An 18,975-nucleotide genomic window follows, 5' to 3' on the forward strand; every position below is an offset into this window, starting at 1 on the left:
TAAATACCGTCAGCGTTGGCAAATTGAAATGCTGTTTAGCTGCCTGAAAAAACGCGGTTTTGACTTGGAAGCCACGCACATGACTGACCCTGTTAAAATGGAAAAGTTGTTTGCGATTCTGGCAGTTACATTGGCTTGGGCTTATGTCATCGGGCGTTGGCAACATGCACTGAATCCAATTAAACCTAAATCTCATGAACGTTTATCGCAAGGTATTTTTCGTGTTGGTTTAGAGCAGCTTGCCAAAGCTGCCATGTTGATGATGGCAACTTTGGACTATTTTTCAAACCCAAAACAGGTCGTCCGATTTTTTGTCGTGTACTGAAAGGCAGCCTGAAACCTTTGCCAAACCTCATTTTTTGAACTTTTTTGAAAAATAAATTCCTTAAAATTCAAAATATTAAAATTTTTAAAAATCAAATTTTAGGGGTTTTTCAAAGGTTTCAGCCTGACAGTAAAGCGAACTTGGGATAAGAAAATTAAAATCATCATGAAAATAAATGATTTGCCTAGTGTGGGTACTTGCACCCACCATTTTAAGGCTGTATGAAATAGCATGATTATATTGGATTCAATTGGCGACAGCGACCACCGTGTACACTGTGTAACATAAGGGAGCTGGTAACGCTGTACTGTTTATATTGAGCGGTCATTTTCCAAATCAGATTATCTGCCTACGAATAACAACCTTTTTTAAGTAAGATTATGGTTGTCCATGAAACGACTTTTGCAATCTTTGCAAGCATAACGTTGTTTTTGATTGCCAGAAAAGCCTTTTTTCTTTATATTATATTGCGTACTTGGCAGCGAGGACAATAATACGGTAATTTGTGTTTTTACAACCCACAATATACCTTCTCTTCTCTGTTTTTGTTTGGAAATTTTTCACAGCACCTTTTCAGGACATCACCAAAAATATTATAGTGAATTCAATTTAAATCAGGACAGGACAACAGCGACCACCGTATACACCATATACATAAGAGAGCTGGCAACGCTGTACTGGTTTAAATTGAATTCACTATAGAACCTGTGTTCATAATTTAAGAAAGAAAATAACACTATGCAATCCCATTGGAAATTATTCGGCGTATTGCCATTCATGTTTTTGGCAGCCTGCGACAACAACCCAAATAATATGGTAACACCAACCCATACCCAACAATCTGCTGCTAGCAGTACGCCTACTGGTAAACAACCTAATTATGTAGTGGTAAGCCAATATTCCTATCCACCCTTTGCTACTCGTGCGGCAGATGGTAGCTTGATTGGTATGGATATGGATTTATTAAATGAGATTGCTAAAAAACAAGGTTTTACATTAACATTTTTGCCACATGATATGACTGGTTTATTAGAAAATCTGGATGAAGGTCGTGCTGACATTGTTGCAACTGGTGTCAATATTACCCCTGAACGTTTGGAAAAATACGAATTCTCTAAACCTTATTTAGAAGGTAATTGGGTGGCTTTACTTAATCGTGATAAAGTAAAAGTGGAATCTTGGAGTGAATTGAAAAATAAACCAATTGCGGTACAAGAAAATAGCTTATCCCAAACTCAATTACACGCCACTGAAATTACCAATCAGTCTGTTTTGGTCAAAACCGTTTATTTGGGTTTGACTGCTGTAAATAAAGGTGAAGCAGTTGCTTTGTATGATGTAGATAGTGTATTGCACACCTATTTCAAAGATAATCCTGCTTACTACACGGTAACGGATGAAAAGTCAGGTAAAATCCCATTCGGCTTTGTGATGAAAAAAGGCAATACTGAATTAAAAGCCAAATTAGATAAAGGTATTGATGATATCCGCGCAGATGGTACTTATCAAAAAATCATTGATAAATGGTATCCCAAAGCCAATACTGTTACCAAATAATTTAACGAAAGTTTAGGATAAAGAATAAATTAAGCATTTGTTTAAATAAGAAATCTGCTATAGGATAATCACTTGCACCACAATTTCACTGCAGCATGATGGAGATTGAGAATTTGATTTTGGGCAGCCTGAAAATCATTTCAGGCTGCCTTTTTCAATTTCAATTCTCCATACGGTCAGGCAACACCGCATTCAATAACATCGCCACCAATGCACACAAACCCACACCAGCCAAAGCAATGTCGCCAGCCTGAACCACCATGCCACCCAAACCAATCGTTAAAGTGCTGCTGACAATCACGAGATTTTTGGGTTTCATCAAATCCACTTGCGCGTCCACCAGCGTTTTCAATCCCAAAGAAGCAATCGTGCCAAACAGCAACAACATCACACCACCCATCACTGGCAACGGAATGGACGCCAAAAACGCATTGAATTTCCCCAAAAACGCCATGCCAATCGCAAAAATCGCCGCCCACGTCATAATCACAGGGTTGCTGTTTTTGGTAATCATTACTGCGCCTGTTACTTCGCCATAAGTGGTAACAGGAGGCCCGCCAAGCAAACCCGCCACACACACGCCCAAACCATCGCCTGCCAAGGTTTTGTCCAAACCAGGGTCTTTGGTGTAGTCCTTGCCCGTAACCGCGCCAATCGCCATAATGCCACCAATGTGTTCAATCGCAGGCGCAATCGCCACAGGCAGCATAAACAATGCCGCAGACCAATTCACTTCGGGCTTGGTAAACTCGGGTACGGCAAACCATGGCGCGTCCATCACAGCCTGAAAATTCACTTCGCCCATGATTGCCGCCAAAATGTAGCCAGCCGACACCCCAATCAAAATCGGAATCAACTTCATCATTTTGCTGCCAAACACAGTAACCACCACCGTTACCCCAAACGTGAATGCCGACAAAATAATCGCCGTGCCATATGCCACCACTTGCGTGTCGCCGCCCTTGCCCACCGCCATGCTGCTGGCTGCCGCCGCCACCGACAAACCAATCACCATAATCACAGGCCCAATGACCACAGGCGGCAACAATTTATGCACCGCCTCCAAACCACGCCAGCGCACCAAAGCGGCAAACACAAAATACATGAAGCCTGCCGCAAACAAACCAAACATGGTCGCGCCCACGCCCCATTGCTGCTTGGCGGCAATAATCGGCGCAATAAACGCAAACGATGAGCCCAAAAAAATCGGCACTTTGCGTTTCGTAATCAACTGAAACAGTAAAGTACCGAGACCCGCACCCAGCAAAGCCAGCGCAGGATTCAATCCCGTTAATAAAGGCACCAGCACCGTTGCGCCAAATGCGACAAACAAAATTTGTGCGCCCGCAATCGCGGTTTTAGCATGATGTAACATTGTGTAAAATTCCGTATGAAAAATGCAAACGGCGCGAATTATACACAAAAAGGCAGCCTGAAAGCGAAGATTTTTCAGGCTGCCTTTGGGTGCAAGACAATTTTTACAAATACCTAAAATGTAGGGTGCGTACCACGCAGCAAATCATTTAAATCATTAGCATTTTGGTGCGTAATACGCACCCTACATGAGTTTTGTTGTGTATTGTCAGGCAGCCTGAAAATCTGATTACCAAATATCCGTTTTAATTTTTCGTTTTAAAACAGGGTGTTCGGACAATTTAAATTCAGGCTCTTTGCCCAATTTTAATTTCACCGTGTAATCTTTCAGCAGCAGCAACACCAGTTTGTACAACAGGACAATCACAATCAAATTAATCAATGCCATAATGCCCATCATCAAATCGCCCGCGTCCCACACCACATCGGATTGGCTCACCGCACCAAAATACACAAAACCCAATACGCACATGCGGAACACCGTCAGCACCGCCTTATTGTTCAACACAAATTGCACATTCGCTTCGGCGTAAGCATAGTTACCAATAATGGTGGAAAAACAGAACAATAATAAAATCACCGCCAAGAAATATTTTGCCCATTCGCCCACATGGTGTACCAAAGCCGTTTGGGTCAGCATCATGCCATTGCCTTTTGCCGCCGCCAACACCGCAGGGTCTGCCAACAAAATAATAAACGCGGTGCATGAACACACAATAATCGTGTCCACAAACACACCCAGCATTTGAATCAAACCTTGCGATACAGGGTGTTTCACATCAGCCGCCGCCGCCGCATTGGGCGCAGAACCTTGACCTGCTTCATTGGAATACAAGCCGCGTTTAATCCCCAACATCATTGCTTGTGAAATCAATCCGCCCAATAAACCACCGCCTGCCGCTTTAAACGTAAACGCGTCTGTGAAAATCAATTGGAACATGGCAGGTATGCCACCCAAATTGGTCATAATCACCCACAAAGCCATCAGCAAATACAAAGCCGCCATCAATGGCACCACCGCTTCCGCCACACGCGCCACACGTTTCACGCCGCCAAAAATAATCGGCGCAGTCAAAATCACCAAAATCCCCGCCACCATCAGGTGCAAATCTTTCGCTTTCCAAGCCGCTTCGTCCAAACCCGAAACCGATTGTACAGACAAACCAATCACATTAGACTGAATCGCGTTGTAAACCAAACCAAAACACAAAATCAAACTGATGGAAAACACAATCCCCAGCCATTTTTGTCCCAAACCCTGCTCCATATAATACGCAGGTCCACCACGAAACAAACCCGTGTGTTTATCCCGAATCTTAAACAATTGCGCCAAACTGGATTCCGCAAACGCCGAACTCATGCCTATCAACGCCGTCAGCCACATCCAAAACACCGCCCCTGGTCCACCAACCGTAATCGCAATCGCCACCCCAGCAATATTGCCCGTCCCCACGCGGCTCGCCAAACCCGTTACAAAGGCTTGGAAAGCAGTAATGCCATGTGGGTCTTGCGGATTTTGACGGCTGCCTGTCATTTCTTTAATGCTGCGACCGAGTAAACGAAATTGCACCAAACCCGTCATCACCGTAAAAAACAAACCCACACCCACCAAAATCCACACCAGCCAATCCCACAACGGGCTGCTGACCGCATTCACCGCACAATGCACCGTGCTCATGAAATTTTCTTGCGCAGAACATGCTAATTCTTTGTTATACATACGTTAAACCTCTAAAAAGTGAAATAATCTTTTTATTTTGCCAAAAAAAATGTGGATTGTAATATAAAATTTTTCAGGCAGCCTGAATATTTTTCGTTTGGGAAATAAATAAGTTGGCAAAGAATCCATTTTCAGGCTGCCTAAAAATAGGTAAATTTTGATTCAACACAAAAATTCATTAAATACTCATGTTAAAATTCTGTGTAATTTCTCCCCTCTTCTTTCAATACAAAGGAAAATTCATGATGAAAAAAATGACATTTATTTTGGCAACTGCATTGTTGGCACAACCTGTGTTTGCCAAAGGCGTAGAAGCGCACAATGCCTACGCACGCGCGGTGGTATCGGGCGTGCAACAAAGCGGTGCATTTGTTACCCTGAAAAACACCGATGCTAAAGACAATGTATTGGTGGGCGCAAGCGTGAGCAAACGCTTTGCCGAACGCACCGAATTGCACACGCACATCAATGAAAATGGCGTGATGCGTATGCGTGAAGTAAAAGACGGCATTCCCCTGCCCGCAGGCGAAGTGGTGGAATTGAAACCAGGCTCATATCACATTATGTTTTTTGGTTTGAAACAAGAAATGAAAGCAGGGAAAAAAATCCCCATCACATTGAAATTTAAAAACGGTAAAGCGAAAAAAATCACCGCCACCGTGAAAGAAATCCAAAAAACCGCCGCCCCACACCAGCATGACCACCAACATGGCGAACACCACAACCATGACCATCATGACCACGCGCATGGCGAACATCATTAATTAAAATACATTCAGGCAGCCTGAAAAGGGGGGAATCCTTTTTCAGACTGCCTGTTTTTATAGTGGATTCAATTTAAATCAGGACAAGGCGACAGCGACCGCCGTGTACACACAGTACATAAGGGAGCTGGCAACGCTGTACTGGTTTAAATTGAATTCACTATATTTATTCTTCTACCGCTTTGGGTTTTGGTTTGCGTTTACGCGGTTTGCGTTTGCGCTTGCTGGGGGCTTCGTTGGGCGATTTGGGCGTGTTGTTTTGTGCGCTGACCATATTGTTGCGCGTTTGCTCATTGCCGTGCTGAAACGCTGTCCACCAATCTGCCAATTCCTGCGGCACTTCACCAAATTCCGCCCGAATCAACAGAAAATCATACGCCGCCCGAAAACGCGGTTGCGCCAAAAATTTAAACGGCTTCGCGCCACGCCGCGAATCAAAATTCGCTTGCAACAACCAAATTTCACGCATGGTCGCCGAATAATGTTGCGGCATGCCCCAACCGCGTTCCAATTCATCGCGCAACTCACTCACCGCCGAAGCCAAAGCCGCCGTGTAAGGCATATATTCCTGTTTACTCGTCCAACGCGCCGCCACGTCTTCCCAAAACATCGCCGCCAAAATAAAACCCATAGACACCGATTTGCCCTGCTGCAAACGCCAATCCGTTTGCTGCAATGATTTTAAAATCATCGGTTTATCTTGCACATTTTGTAAAGCCGTCAAAATCGGGTGAATCCGCGAATTTAAACCCAACTCGTCAATCTGTTTCAGGCAGCCCAACGCATTGCCCGAAAACAAAATTTTCAGCATTTCATCAAATAAACGCGACACAGGCTCGTGTTTCAACAAATCCGCCAATTCCGTAATCGGCGCAGCCGTGTCCGCGTCCACCACAAAACCCAATTTGCCCGCCAAACGCACCGCTCGCAGCATACGCACAGGGTCTTCCTGATAACGCGCACTCGGGTCGCCTATCATCACCAATTTTTTCGCGGCAATGTCCTTTATACCATCGTGGAAATCAATCACTTGATGATGAATCACGTCATAATACAAAGCGTTACAAGTAAAATCGCGCCGCACCGCATCTTGTTCCAAAGTGCCATAGGCATTGTCTTTCATAATTCGCCCATGCGTATTTTGCCGCGATTGCCCACTGCGAAACGTGCTGACTTCCACCGTTTCCGCCCCCGCCAACACATGCACAATCGGAAAACGCTTGCCAATAATCCGACTGCGCCGAAACAATGCCGTAATCTGTTCGGGCGTGGCATTGGTCGCCACATCAAAATCTTTCGGGCGCACGCCCAGCAGCAAATCGCGCACCGCACCGCCCACCAAATACGCTTCAAAACCCGCTTTCACCAATTTACGAATCACATCTTCCGCCGCCGTAGGGGGCAAAGCCAGATGTACCGCATGGCGTTCATGCTGCAAAGCGTTTTTGCGCCGCCGCTTTTGCAGCACCGTGCCTATCATTTTTTTTAACATAAACAGCTCTTTTTATTAAAAATTTTTTAACCAAAAGGCTGCCTGAAATCATCTTTGCCAAAGATTCTATATTATATATAGTCGTTTCAAATGAGAATAAGACAAGGCGACAGCAACCGCCGTGTACACCGAGTACATAAGGGAGCTGGCAACGCGGTATTATTTTCATTTGAAATGACTATCCCAAAACCTTTGGCAAAGATTTCAGGCTGCCTGAAAACAAAAAACACTTGGTTTCAAGAAAAACCAAGTGTTTCATATTAAATGAGTTAAATCAAATAATCAAGCAATTAGGCGGCAGACGCTTTTTTCAAAATTTCGTGCAATTGGTCTTTCAGAGCCAGTTTTTGCACTTTCAATTTGTGAATTTCTTCCGCCGCCGTTTCATGGGTTACGGGATTGTTTTCCAAATTGCTGATTTTTTCGTCCAAATCATTATGCTCATTAAACAAACGAGTGAAATGTGCATCTTTACCTTTTAATTGAGTAATCAAATCACGGTATTCTGGAAACATAGCAATGCCTTTCTATTTCAAGGGTTCAGGGAAACTTCTTTGTTTATATTGTATAGAAATTCAAGCACAGAAGCTAGCTTTATTTTTCGCTTGCCAATTCATAAATAATGTTATACCATAACAATTTTAAAACTTCAATCTCAAAGGTGAAAACAATGAAACCCGATATCCACCCAGAAAATTATCGCACCGTGCTTTTTTACGACAGTAGCGCGGAAACAGGTTGGCTGATTCGCTCTTGCGCCCCCACCAACCAAACCCGTGTGTGGGAAGATGGGCAAGAATACCCCGTATTCTATGTGGACACTTCGTCCGCCAGCCACCCAGCCTACACAGGCAAACAGCGCGAACACAACAAAGAAGGTCGAGCCAGCCAATTCAATCAACGCTATGCAGGCATGATGTCTGCTTTGAAAAAAGGTAAGTAAATCATGCAAGTATTATCATCATTAAAAACCGCCAAAACGCGCCATCGTGATTGCCAAGTGGTGCGCCGCAAGGGTAAAGTGTATGTGATTTGTAAATCCAATCCGCGCTTAAAAGCCCGTCAGCGATAAATTGCCGCATTCTTGAGATAACACCATTTGGGGAAAGAAAAACACGTTTCAGGCTGCCTGAAACGTGTTTTTTTATATCAATAGTTAATCATTGTCGCAATCATAATCCGTTTCCACCGTGCGAGCGCGCCCATTTTTATCAATGCGTACTTCGTATTGATAGCAACCTTTTTGGATTTCTACGGAATATGTGCCGTTGCGATGAACATCTACATCGGTGGCACGTCCGCCGCCAATGTGTTGTTTGGCGATTTGTACGGCGCGGTCGTGGGAGATTTTAGCGGGCGCGGCGTGTGCGCTCATTGCGCCGCAGATTAAGGTTAAGCCAATCAATAATTGGGTTTTCATGTGATTTTTCCTTGTGTGTATTGAGAATATGGGCATGATACACGGGAAAAATTAGGACAAAATTAGCTGGTTTATTTTTTTCAGGCTGCCTGACCGTACACAACAATTTTTCCAATCGCCAAAATGTAGGGTGCGCCGTGCGAACCAAATGGCTGAATCATTTAAATATTATAGTGAAATTGGTGCGCACGGCGCACCCTACTGTTTTGTGTCGTGTACTAAAAGGCAGCCTGAAAATCACCAAAACCCTTTTTTCTTCAAGAAATTCGCCAATTTATCGGCAAAAAACGCATAGCCTTTTTCGTTGCCATGAATTTGGTCGGATTTCATAGACTTATCGCCCAGCACTTCCGCCCACGCACCTTTGAACAAGGGGACATCGTGTTGCGCCGCCAATTCGTCATACATTGGGTGTTCGCTCACGCTGCCAACCAAAGCCGCCGCCGTGAAATACGGAATCGCCACCAACACCACAGGAATATTTTTCTGTTTAATCAGTTTCAATATTTCGCTGATGTTGGCGCGGGTTTCACTTTCGGGGACTTTACGCAGAAAATCATTGCCGCCTATGCTGACAATCACCAAACGCGGATTTTTTTTCAGCAAATCAGGCAATCTGGACAACGCGCCTGCGGTCGTGTCGCCCGACACGCCGCCATTGATGATGTTCCAACCCGTTTTGTTGGCAAGCTGCGCTGGGTAATCCGCACCCGCCGCCGCGCCATAGCCTGCGGTCAGCGAGTCGCCCAATGCCAACACGGTTGTGCCTTTGGCGATTTTGCCGTAACGCTTGTCGTTGTTACCGCACGCACTCAATGCCATCGCTGCCAAACCCAATTGTACAAATTGACGGCGATTAAGCTGTGTGAACATCATAAGCCGCCCCCACCCACACCGTTGGCAATATCACGCACGGCGGTAACGTACATGCGGCTGTTGTTGTATCGCCAAATGGTGTAAAAATTATTCAAGCCAATAAAGTATTCATAATAATTCGGCTCGGTTTCCAAACGGAATAACACCACTTTTTCATTGTCTGACACAGGCTGCAATGGCACCACGCCCATGTTTTTCAATTGGGCTACGGTGTAATTTAACGCTGTTTTTTCATCAATAATGGCTTGCAATTGGGGCGTGATTTGCAGGGAAACGGGAATAATCATCTTGCCACCCGACTGCCAGCCATAGCCTTTCAAATAGCTGGCAACAGAAGCGGCAGCGTCAGGTGTGCTGTGCCAAATATTGCGTTTACCATCGCCATCTGCGTCTACCGCCCATTTGCGGTAGCTGGAGGGCATGAATTGTGGCAAACCCATCGCACCTGCAAAGCTTCCTGTAAAATCAAAGGGATTGCGATTTTCTTCTTTGGTCATTTTCAGAAATTCCACCAATTCGCCTTGAAAAAACTCGCCACGGCGGGGATAGTCAAACGCCAAAGTTGCCAATGAATCCGCCACGCGCACATTGCCCTTGTTTACGCCATAATTGGTTTCAATGCCGATGATGGCAACAATAATTTCAGGCGGTACGCCATATTGCATGGCGGCGCGGTCAATCACGGCACGATTTTGTGCGTAGAATTTGCGACCTGCGTTGATTTTCGCTTGGCTGCTGTTGCCCACTTGAAACTCATACCATGGACGAGATGTGCCAGGGCGATTCATTGTGTCAATCAAACTTTGGCGATGATTCACTTGGCTGAAAAATTGTTGTAATTCCGCTTCATTCATGCCATTGTGTTGCACCTGATAGCGGATAAACGCTTGCACATTCGGATTGGCTAAAAAGCCCGTCAATGCGACACTGTCAGCAGGCTGATTAAAAAATGGACGCAAATTGTCGGCTTGTGTGGAATGTGTGATTTTGCCGTTGGTTTCGGGTTGCTTCACTGTATTTTTGGTGCTGGGTTTTTGTTGTTCTGCGCTACAGGCTGCCAAAATGGCGGCAATTAAAACAGGGGAAAATTTTTTCATTTAAGATACCTTTTACTTTTCTCGTTATTCATTTTTAACTTTTGAATGATGATTTCTGATGTTTGCCCAAATCGGCACACAAATTGCTTTTAAAATAGCTTTGCATTCAGGCAGCCTGAAAGCGTGAATATTATGCCACAAACTGTCCTGCATTCTCTAAAAAGCCCCCCGATGATACCCTATTTATGGGTATAATTCTTCAATTCATTTTTGATTTATTTTACAGGGAAATATTATGGATATTGAATTTGCAAAAAGCCAATTTATTCGGCTTTGGGAAATCCAAAATCAATTATTGCTCAACGACATAGACGGCGAATTACGCACCGCAGTTGGCTATGGCAAACGCGAATGCCACGTTTACATTGGCGATGCGACCAATATGCAAGACGTGCTGGTGTATTACCGCCAAAAAGGGTTCACCTGCACCCTGAACGAAGAAGACAATATTATGATTATTAGCGGTTGGGCGTTGTCCTGATTCAGAAAATGTGCGATGGATTTTCAGGCTGCCTGAAAATGTGTCGCATATTTTTTATTTACTGATTCATTTACTGATTTTTCATAAATTTGCACATTATTGAGCGTTTTATACCATTTTCAGGCAGCCTGAAAATGTTACAATATTGACTCATCTCATTCCCCTAAAAACAAGGATTAAGTTCATGAAAAAACTCATTTTTACTGCCACGATTGCTCTGACTGCATTTGCTGCTCAAGCCAACGATTTGGTGCAACACAAAAACAACAAACCCGCCACTTTCGCCAATGCCGATGTGCAGGTGATTAATTTCTGGGCGGCGTGGTGTGCGCCGTGTCGCAAGGAAATGCCTGATATGAGCAAATGGTATGCCAAAACAGGCAAAAAACAAAAAGTGGAAATGGTTGGCATTGCACTGGACACGCAGGAAAATGTAAATAAGTTTTTGCGCGAAGTGCCTGTTAAATATCCAATTTGGCGTTATACAGGCACCAATAGCCGTCAAATGATGAAATCGTTTGGCAACACGGTGGGTGGGCTGCCGTTTACAGTGGTGCGCGCGCCCAAATGTGGACACGAAGGGCGCATTTTGGGCGAATTGACCTATGAAATTTTGGACGCCGCCGTGAAACGCGCCCAAACCGCATGTAAAAAATAATTGCTTACTTTGTTGAACGAAATCCACTTAAATCGAACGATTTGGGTGGATTTTTTGGCTTTCAGGCTGCCTGAAAGTATTTTGTGTTAAAATTTGGCGAATTTTTATTTTGTAAACAAGTGGAATGGTTTTTCAGGCAGCCGTTTAGTACAACAATTTTTAATTTTACAGCCATCTGTCCCCTCCCCCGTCTCCAACTGGGGAGGGCTAGAGTGGGGGCAATCAGGGCAATACATTCATTTTCTTGAAAATCAACAAGCCACCCTCACCCTAACCCCCACCAGCGTGGGAGGAGACAGGTTTCAGGTAATCCAAATATTTTTGTCGTGTATGAAAAGGCAGCCTGCAAACCCCACACGCCCCTTATTTCACAGGAATAACCATGTTAGATAATTTAACCAAACGCTTTAGCAAAATTTTCAAAAATATACGCGGTCAATCCACCCTTACCGAAGACAATATCAAAGAAGCCCTGCGCGAAGTACGCCTTGCTCTTTTGGAAGCGGACGTGGCTTTGCCGATTGTGAAAGATTTTGTCAATCAAATCAAAGAACGCGCACTCGGTCATGAAGTCGCTGACAATCTTACTCCCGACCAAGCCTTTTTCGGCATTGTCAATCAAGCCCTGATTGAATTAATGGGCAAGGAAAACAGCAGCCTGAATTTAGCCGCCACGCCACCAGCGACCATTTTGATGGCAGGTTTGCAAGGTGCGGGTAAAACCACCACAGTCGGCAAATTAGCCAAATTATTGAAAGACCAAGACAAGAAAAAGAAAATCTTACTGGTATCAGCAGACGTGTACCGCCCAGCCGCGATTGAACAATTGAAATTGTTGGCGGAACAAGTGAAAGTGGACTTTTTCCCGTCCGACAATACGCAGCAACCTGTCCAAATCGCCCGCGCTGCCCAAGAATATGCGAAAAAACATTTTTACGATGTGTTGATGGTGGACACAGCAGGTCGTTTAGCAATTGACGCGGAGATGATGGTGGAAATTCGCGCCATTCACACAGCGTTAAATCCTGTGGAAACCCTGTTTGTGGTGGACGCAATGTTGGGGCAAGACGCGGTAAACACAGCGCAAGCGTTTAACGAAGCCCTACCACTCACAGGCGTAGTGCTGACGAAAATGGACGGCGATTCGCGTGGTGGTGCGGCATTGTCGGTACGCCAGATTACGGGTAAACCGATTAAATTTATTGGTGTCGGTGAAAAAATCAATGGTTTAGAGCCGTTCCACCCCGAGCGCATTGCCAGCCGTATTTTGGGCATGGGCGACGTGATGACCTTGCTGGAAGACGTGCAAAAGGGCATAGACGAAGAAGTCGCCAAAGAAATGGCGCAAAAATTAAATAAAGGCAAATCCTTTGATTTAAATGACTTTAAAGCGCAAATTCAGCAAATGCGTAATATGGGCGGTTTTGAAAATTTATTGTCCAAAATGCCAGGGGAATTGGGCGAATTGTCCAAAAAAATCCCCGAAGGCACGGCGGAAAAAGCGATGGGACACGTGGAAGCCATCATCAATTCCATGACACCAAAAGAACGTGCCAACCCTGCCCTGCTCAAAGCCAGCCGCAAACGCCGCATTGCCGCAGGTGCAGGCGTGAGCATTCAAGATGTGAATAAGATGTTGAAGCAATTTGAGCAATCGCAACAAATGATGAAAATGTTTAGCGGCAAAAACATGAGCAAATTAATGCGTTTAGCCAAAGGCATGAAGGGCATGAAAGGCATGTTCCCGAATATGTAATAATATGGTTTTCAGGCTGCCTTTTATTGTTCAGGCAGCCTGAAAACTTTTTTGCCAATCAATTCAATTTATTTTATGGAAAAAGTCATTATGTTTTTGAAAACAAAATGGTTTGTGCTGGCGAGTGTGCTGGTGTCGCTGAATGCGTGTACGCTGCCTGAAACGGCTTCGCGCCCACAATTGCCGCAAACGCAGCCCACACCCACCACTCAAACCAATCAACCCAGCAAAGCCCGCGCCACCAAAGGCGAACAATACACCGCCACCGTCTTAAAAATCGCAGACGGCGACACCATCACGGTGCAAGACGCACACGGCGCACAACACAAAATCCGTTTGGCGTACATAGACGCGCCCGAAACCAAGCAAAATTACGGCATGGACAGCCAAGCGGCATTGCGTGAACGCTTGGAACGGCAGCCTGTGCAGGTGCAAGTGGAAGACATTGACCGCTACAAACGCGAAGTCGCCATCATCACCCACAATGGCGAAGATGTGAATTATCAACAAATTGCGTTGGGCAATGCGTGGCATTACACGGAATATGCGAAATCGCAAGTAGCGGCGGATTTTGCGCGTTATCAAGCGGCGATGCAGGCGGCGCAAGCCAAACGTTTGGGTTTGTGGCAATTTGCGCGACCGCAAGCCCCTTGGGATTATCGCAAACAGCAGCGCAATCGGGATAAGCAGCAAGCGGGGGAGTGAATATTTTAGGCAGCCTGAAAAGTTTTCAGGCTGCCTACATCATTCATCATTAAGAAATAACTGCCAAAATCTGCTGCCGCATATCTCGCCCACGTTCATCTTGTTTCACAATCATGGCAAACAAACATTTACCGCCACTCATCTTTGCCCAATATTCGCCAATCAAGCGTTTTTCTTTGCTGTCATCGTTGCTGGCGAGCTGTTCGCCTTTGTATTCAATCAACAAAATCCGCCCATCGTGTAATTGGCAAATGAAATCAGGAAAAAAACGATTGTTGCGCACACCCGATAAAGGCAGCCAAAAACCGCGTCCGCTTAAATCGGGATTGCGTATCCAATATTGGATTTCAGGCAGCGTATCAATGATTTGGGCGCAATCAAATTCTTCGCCTTTGTCTTTCAAATTTTCAATTTCGGGAAAAAAGTGTTTGTTAAAGCGGTATTTGCCTGCATAAAACGGCTGTTGTGGCACATAATTTTCAGGCGTGAAGGTGTAACAAAATTGTGCATCCAAACAGGCTTGCACTTGAGCTTGCTCATCAAACAAAGTTTGTTGATAACCTTGCGACATGGCTTGTTCACGATAACGGTTCATCAAGTTTTCAATCGCGCGCGCCAAGGCAAATTTATTTTGTAATAAATCCGCCAATTGCAGATTGGGTTTGCTCAATAAATTGTCCACAATCCGCCTTAAAAACGGCAACATTTGGCTGCGTGGCGTATCATCATGCACGATTTTTCTGTCCAACCAATTAAGCAAATCATTTTGCGACACATCTAAAAAACGGTCTTGAATTTGCAAACTGCGTTCTGCTTGTTGGTAAAACACGGTTGTATCATCTACATCAATGCTGAATTGCAAATGATTGCAGGCTGCCTGAAAATCCAATTCGGCAGGATAATCATTGATGTTCCACCCCAATAAATTCAGCAAAGATTTGGATTCAAATAAAGCCAATTCGCCTTGATGATGCACGCACATTTGCGGCAATTGGGGGAAAATTTCGCCGCGTTCGGACGGCGATTTTGCCAACTCAATTTTTTGATTGTGTACCGCGATTTGCGTTTTCAAGGCTTCGCGTTTTTTGCCGTTTGGCGAATGTTGCAACAGCCATTTTTCGGTTTCGGGTGTAATGCTGCCTGAAATTTGCACAATGGCGGTTTCATGGTTTTGCGTGGTCAAAGTGATTTGAGCGCGTTGGTTTTCAGGCAGCACAGCCACATCTGGCACACTGTTTAATTCAAATACGCTGATGGTTTGGCTGCTTGCTTTTGGCAAATGGGGTAAATCATCGTCAAACAAATCAGCTTGTTGCGCCAAATCATTGCGTAAAATTTGGGCAATATCCAAATGATTGAAACCCATATTCACCAATTTATCGGTCAAACTTGCCGCCGCTTGCCCAAATTGGGGCGACAACAAATGCGCGTATGCCCAATTCAAATCTTCCACCGTGCGCTTTTTCGCATACGGCATACGCAACACGCGCCCCAATAATTGCTCCGCATCTTTGGCGGAATGCACGTTTTGCAGCGAACAAAACACATAGGCAAACGGGCAATCCCAACCTTCTTTCAAGGCTTCCACCGTAATCACAAATTCAATCGGGCAAGTGGGCGACAAAATATCAATCCCGTCCAATTCGCGTTGTGTGCCTGTAACCACCGCGATTTTCTCGGGCGCAATATTCAGGCTGCCTGAAAGGTAGTCGCGCAATTTTTCTACGGTAACTTCGCCATTTTTGTTTTCTGCTTGAAACAGCACAATCGGGCGAATGTAGTCGGCTTCATGTTGCGCTTTGGCAGCCAAATCAGCGCGTTGCAACACTGCCCTATCCACAATTTCTTCCCAACTGCGTGTGCTGTGGTCTTGCACATAAATGGGCAATTTAATCATTTGTTCCGCTTTTAAGGCTGCCGCACCAACGTGATAAATGATGTTGCTGCCGTGATGTTTGTCTTCATTGGGCGTGGCGGTAAATTCCACAATCGCAGACGGATTCACGCGGCGCAAAGTGGCAAAAGTCAAAGCTGTACGCGCATTGTGTGCCTCGTCCACAATCACAAGTGGGCGATATGCCGCCAACAAATTGGCAAACGAACATTTGACTTTCCCCAGATTTTGCTGGGTTAAGCCATTTTCGCTTAAATCTTGTTCGCCAATTTTTTCCAAATTGTGCAACACGTTTTCAGGCAGCCTGCAAAAATGGTTTTCCAAATCTTCATGATGCGCGTAAATTTTGCGTCCACTCGTGTCATCAACACGGAAATTTTGAATGGTGGACACAATCACAATGGTTTTATTGCCCCAATCTTGCGGTTTGATTTGCGTAAACTGTTCCGCGTCCAACACCAGCACTTCACGATTGAATGCCGAATCCAAAGCAGCACGATAAGCGTGTGTTCGCTTGTTTAAAGCATCAACCGTTTGCGCTTTAATCGTTTTACTCGGCACCAGCCACAACACAACGGGGCGTTCACAATCCAAATAATCGTTTGCTGCACGCGCCACCGAATGCGCCGCCAACAGCGTTTTACCGCCACCAGTCGGAATGCGCACACAAACATAGGGGATAGACCATTGATTATCAGGATTTTTATAGCGCATATCGGGCAACATTTGCGCGAAAGCGTTTTCAGGCTGCATATCGCGGCTTAATGCCAAAAATTCGGATAATTTGCCCAAAGCATCTTGTTGATATTGTTTTAATTGCATGATTGATAGTCTCTTTTTGTTTTTCAGGCAGCCTGAAATCATTTATCCGTAACATGATAAGGAATTTGCTTAAACACCATGCGGTTTTGGCGCAAGGTTTCATCGCCCACACGACACGCTTCGCCATAAACCACAAGCGTTTTGCCCTGTGCAACAAAATCCGCCAAATGGGGCAAATCCGCCAAAATTTTCGCTGTCAAAACATTGCCAAATTGCGGACGTTTATCGCCCAAAATACCGTTGTACAACAAATAGTAAACCGTGTTTTCATGTTCCCCAATCAAGGGCGTGGACGGTTTCAGGCTGCCTGAAAACGCAAAAGGCGTTTTCGTTTGCAAAAACCAAATGTACGCTGCCAAATCCGCAAATTTAATTTCAGGATTGAGCGAACCGTATTCATCAAACACAGGTACGCCCAATTCACAAAAACGGAATGCGCCGCCGCCCTGCCATACACTTTCACTTTTGATTTTTTTGGTTTTAGTGGCATTTTTTAATTTTTCCAGTATTTCTTTACTGATTAAATCTGTTTCCTTGCCAATTGTTTTTAAAACATAATGAAAAGTTTTTACATCATCAATATCCAAATCCAAGTCTTGCAAATCATCATTTTCCAATGCAAAAACTTCTTTGCTGGTAGAAATACCACCTTGTTCGCCATCAATCACTTTTTGCAAACGTGGCACAACATGGGTTTTGGCGTGTTCGCCAATTTCAATGCCGATGTAGCGGCGGTTCATTTTGTGGGCAACAGCTGCGGTTGTGCCGCTACCGAGAAAGCTGTCTAAAACCAAATCGCCTTCGTTTGTTGATGATGTAATAATAAATTGAATTAGTTTTTCAGGTTTAGGATAATCAAATGGATTTTCTGCTAATTCTTCATCAAACAAAGCCAAGTGTTCGGCAGAAGCATCTTCATTAGTCGCCATATCATAATGCGCTCTACTGATTAAATTATGAATTTTTTTCTTTTCACTCTCTCTTTCAAAGACACGGCGAGGTCTAAAATCTAAACTTTTAATCACATAATAATCACCATTGGCTAATTGTTCCGTAAGTGTTTTCTGTGAATAACGCCATTCACCTTCTATACGAATTTCATTTTTATTCCATTGATTTTCAATAATTAAATCAGAAAGTAAATGAACTGTGCTGGTTTTCTTTTGATAAGTGGCTGGTGGATAAACACCATCTTGATGTTTCAAAAATAAAATAGATTTTGGTGGAAAAACCAATTCAGCACGTGTATTTCCTGCATTATATAAGGGATAAGTTTCTTCTCCCGAAGTTTCACTATATGTTAAATCATTCAAATATTGTTTATTTTTTGCATAACATAAAATATTATCTGTAACTTTTCCTAGTTTACTTAGATAAGATGGTTTACGTTTCTTTTCCCAAATCAAATTCGCCACAAAATTATTCCGCCCAAAAATTTCATCACACATGATTTTGCAATAATGGCTTTCGTTGTCGTCCAGCGTAATCCAAATGCTGCCGTCTTCCGCCAACAGTTCGCGCAACAATTCCAAGCGCGGATACATCATATTCAGCCACAGGCTGTGTTCCAAATTGTCATCGTAATGAGAAAATGCCGAACCCGTGTTATAGGGTGGGTCTATGAAAATACATTTGACGCTGCCTGCATAAAACGGCAGCAAAGATTTCAGTGCGTCCAAATTGTCGCCCTGAATAATCAGATTATCATCATTAGTTTGTTGATTTTCAATTAAATTTTCAGTATAATTGGCTGGCTGGCTGGCTGGCTGGCTGGCTGGCTGGCTGGCTGGCTGGCTGGCTGGCTGGCTGGCTGGCTGGCTGGCTGGCTGGCTGGCTGGCTGGCTGTGCCATAAGAATACTCTTTATTTTCAATCAATAAGCGATATGGACTTTTTTGTGCTGTACGTATGGCTTGTTCTTTGCCCGACCAATCTAATAAAGGCATAATTTCAGTTCCTTATTTCAAAACAATGTGCTTTTCAGGCAGCCTGAAAACCTTTTAGGCTGCCTGAAATATCAAACAAATCAACAATC

General features: G+C 44.4%; 20 protein-coding genes. 9 read left to right on the plus strand and 11 right to left on the minus strand.

Going from position 1 to position 18,975, the window contains the following annotated elements; translation table 11 throughout:
- Positions 1–325, plus strand: a 325-nt coding sequence (locus tag Q338_RS14860; protein ID WP_034293987.1) for a transposase, incomplete at its 5' end; no start/stop codon positions are given.
- Positions 326–693: 368 nt separating this feature from the next.
- Here Q338_RS14860 and Q338_RS15525 read toward each other — a convergent pair.
- The gene (locus Q338_RS15525; protein ID WP_455549944.1) at positions 694–849 is read right to left on the minus strand and encodes an IS1/IS1595 family N-terminal zinc-binding domain-containing protein; all 156 of its coding nucleotides are present in this window, start codon (positions 847–849) and stop codon (positions 694–696) included.
- Between the two features lie 214 nt (positions 850–1,063).
- On the opposite strand from Q338_RS15525, the gene Q338_RS07965 reads away from it, so the two are divergent.
- Entirely contained in the window at positions 1,064–1,882 is an 819-nt protein-coding gene (locus Q338_RS07965; protein ID WP_051968556.1) for a substrate-binding periplasmic protein, read from the plus strand.
- A gap of 160 nt (positions 1,883–2,042) precedes the next feature.
- Here the strand turns inward: Q338_RS07965 and Q338_RS07970 are convergent, their stop codons facing one another.
- Together Q338_RS07970 and Q338_RS07975 are read right to left on the minus strand one after the other, a co-directional pair.
- Complete coding sequence (locus Q338_RS07970; RefSeq protein WP_034293989.1) at positions 2,043–3,257, minus strand: uracil-xanthine permease family protein; 1,215 nt, start codon at positions 3,255–3,257, stop codon at positions 2,043–2,045.
- Positions 3,258–3,485: 228 nt separating this feature from the next.
- Positions 3,486–4,976 (minus strand): alanine/glycine:cation symporter family protein, encoded by a 1,491-nt coding sequence (locus tag Q338_RS07975; protein ID WP_034293991.1) that lies wholly within the window; start codon positions 4,974–4,976, stop codon positions 3,486–3,488.
- Between the two features lie 245 nt (positions 4,977–5,221).
- On the opposite strand from Q338_RS07975, the gene Q338_RS07980 reads away from it, so the two are divergent.
- Entirely contained in the window at positions 5,222–5,740 is a 519-nt protein-coding gene (locus Q338_RS07980) for a copper chaperone PCu(A)C (RefSeq protein ID WP_034293993.1), read from the plus strand.
- A 166-nt stretch (positions 5,741–5,906) separates the two neighbouring features.
- Here Q338_RS07980 and pcnB read toward each other — a convergent pair whose 3' ends face one another.
- Complete coding sequence (gene pcnB / locus Q338_RS07985) at positions 5,907–7,232, minus strand: polynucleotide adenylyltransferase PcnB (protein WP_034293996.1); 1,326 nt, start codon at positions 7,230–7,232, stop codon at positions 5,907–5,909.
- Positions 7,233–7,522: 290 nt separating this feature from the next.
- Positions 7,523–7,747 (minus strand): YdcH family protein, encoded by a 225-nt coding sequence (locus Q338_RS07990; RefSeq protein ID WP_034293999.1) that lies wholly within the window; start codon positions 7,745–7,747, stop codon positions 7,523–7,525.
- 155 nt (positions 7,748–7,902) lie between these two features.
- Here Q338_RS07990 and Q338_RS07995 point away from each other — a divergent pair, with 155 nt between their 5' ends.
- Both Q338_RS07995 and ykgO read left to right on the plus strand, forming a co-directional pair.
- Complete coding sequence (locus tag Q338_RS07995; protein ID WP_034294000.1) at positions 7,903–8,175, plus strand: type B 50S ribosomal protein L31; 273 nt, start codon at positions 7,903–7,905, stop codon at positions 8,173–8,175.
- A gap of 3 nt (positions 8,176–8,178) precedes the next feature.
- The gene (ykgO, locus tag Q338_RS08000) at positions 8,179–8,304 is read left to right on the plus strand and encodes a type B 50S ribosomal protein L36 (RefSeq protein WP_034294003.1); all 126 of its coding nucleotides are present in this window, start codon (positions 8,179–8,181) and stop codon (positions 8,302–8,304) included.
- 84 nt (positions 8,305–8,388) lie between these two features.
- Here the strand turns inward: ykgO and Q338_RS08005 are convergent, their stop codons facing one another.
- The 3 genes from Q338_RS08005 to mltB form a co-directional block, all read right to left on the minus strand.
- Complete coding sequence (locus Q338_RS08005; RefSeq protein ID WP_034294005.1) at positions 8,389–8,652, minus strand: PepSY domain-containing protein; 264 nt, start codon at positions 8,650–8,652, stop codon at positions 8,389–8,391.
- Positions 8,653–8,889: 237 nt separating this feature from the next.
- Positions 8,890–9,528 (minus strand): GDSL-type esterase/lipase family protein, encoded by a 639-nt coding sequence (locus tag Q338_RS08010; protein ID WP_034294007.1) that lies wholly within the window; start codon positions 9,526–9,528, stop codon positions 8,890–8,892.
- Positions 9,525–10,625 carry a lytic murein transglycosylase B gene (mltB, locus tag Q338_RS08015; RefSeq protein WP_034294008.1) on the minus strand — a complete coding sequence of 367 codons (1,101 nt, stop codon included), beginning with the start codon at positions 10,623–10,625 and terminating at the stop codon, positions 9,525–9,527. The genes Q338_RS08010 and mltB overlap by 4 nt, the downstream gene beginning before the upstream one ends.
- Before the next feature lie 235 nt (positions 10,626–10,860).
- On the opposite strand from mltB, the gene Q338_RS08020 reads away from it, so the two are divergent.
- The 4 genes from Q338_RS08020 to Q338_RS08035 all read left to right on the plus strand — a co-directional run bounded on the left by Q338_RS08020 (position 10,861) and on the right by Q338_RS08035 (position 14,225).
- On the plus strand, positions 10,861–11,106 hold the full coding sequence (locus Q338_RS08020; RefSeq protein ID WP_034294010.1) for a hypothetical protein: 246 nt from the start codon (positions 10,861–10,863) through the stop codon (positions 11,104–11,106).
- A 184-nt stretch (positions 11,107–11,290) separates the two neighbouring features.
- Entirely contained in the window at positions 11,291–11,764 is a 474-nt protein-coding gene (locus tag Q338_RS08025; RefSeq protein WP_034294012.1) for a TlpA disulfide reductase family protein, read from the plus strand.
- A gap of 382 nt (positions 11,765–12,146) precedes the next feature.
- Positions 12,147–13,520: a signal recognition particle protein gene (ffh, locus tag Q338_RS08030; protein ID WP_034294014.1), complete on the plus strand. Its 1,374-nt coding sequence runs from the start codon at positions 12,147–12,149 to the stop codon at positions 13,518–13,520.
- 90 nt (positions 13,521–13,610) lie between these two features.
- Entirely contained in the window at positions 13,611–14,225 is a 615-nt protein-coding gene (locus tag Q338_RS08035; protein ID WP_034294015.1) for a thermonuclease family protein, read from the plus strand.
- A gap of 49 nt (positions 14,226–14,274) precedes the next feature.
- Here the strand turns inward: Q338_RS08035 and Q338_RS08040 are convergent, their stop codons facing one another.
- From Q338_RS08040 to Q338_RS08050, 3 genes are read right to left on the minus strand one after another with little or no spacing between them, the layout of a single operon-like run.
- Positions 14,275–16,941 (minus strand): DEAD/DEAH box helicase, encoded by a 2,667-nt coding sequence (locus Q338_RS08040; RefSeq protein ID WP_211249438.1) that lies wholly within the window; start codon positions 16,939–16,941, stop codon positions 14,275–14,277.
- 38 nt (positions 16,942–16,979) lie between these two features.
- Positions 16,980–18,620, minus strand: coding sequence for a site-specific DNA-methyltransferase (locus Q338_RS15025; RefSeq protein ID WP_211249439.1), 1,641 nt, complete (start codon positions 18,618–18,620; stop codon positions 16,980–16,982).
- Positions 18,621–18,670: 50 nt separating this feature from the next.
- Positions 18,671–18,886, minus strand: coding sequence for a hypothetical protein (locus Q338_RS08050; RefSeq protein WP_051968515.1), 216 nt, complete (start codon positions 18,884–18,886; stop codon positions 18,671–18,673).
- Between the last annotated feature and the right edge of the window lie 89 nt (positions 18,887–18,975).

The sequence above is a fragment of the Alysiella crassa DSM 2578 genome (assembly GCF_000745955.1).
Taxonomy (GTDB): domain Bacteria; phylum Pseudomonadota; class Gammaproteobacteria; order Burkholderiales; family Neisseriaceae; genus Simonsiella; species Simonsiella crassa.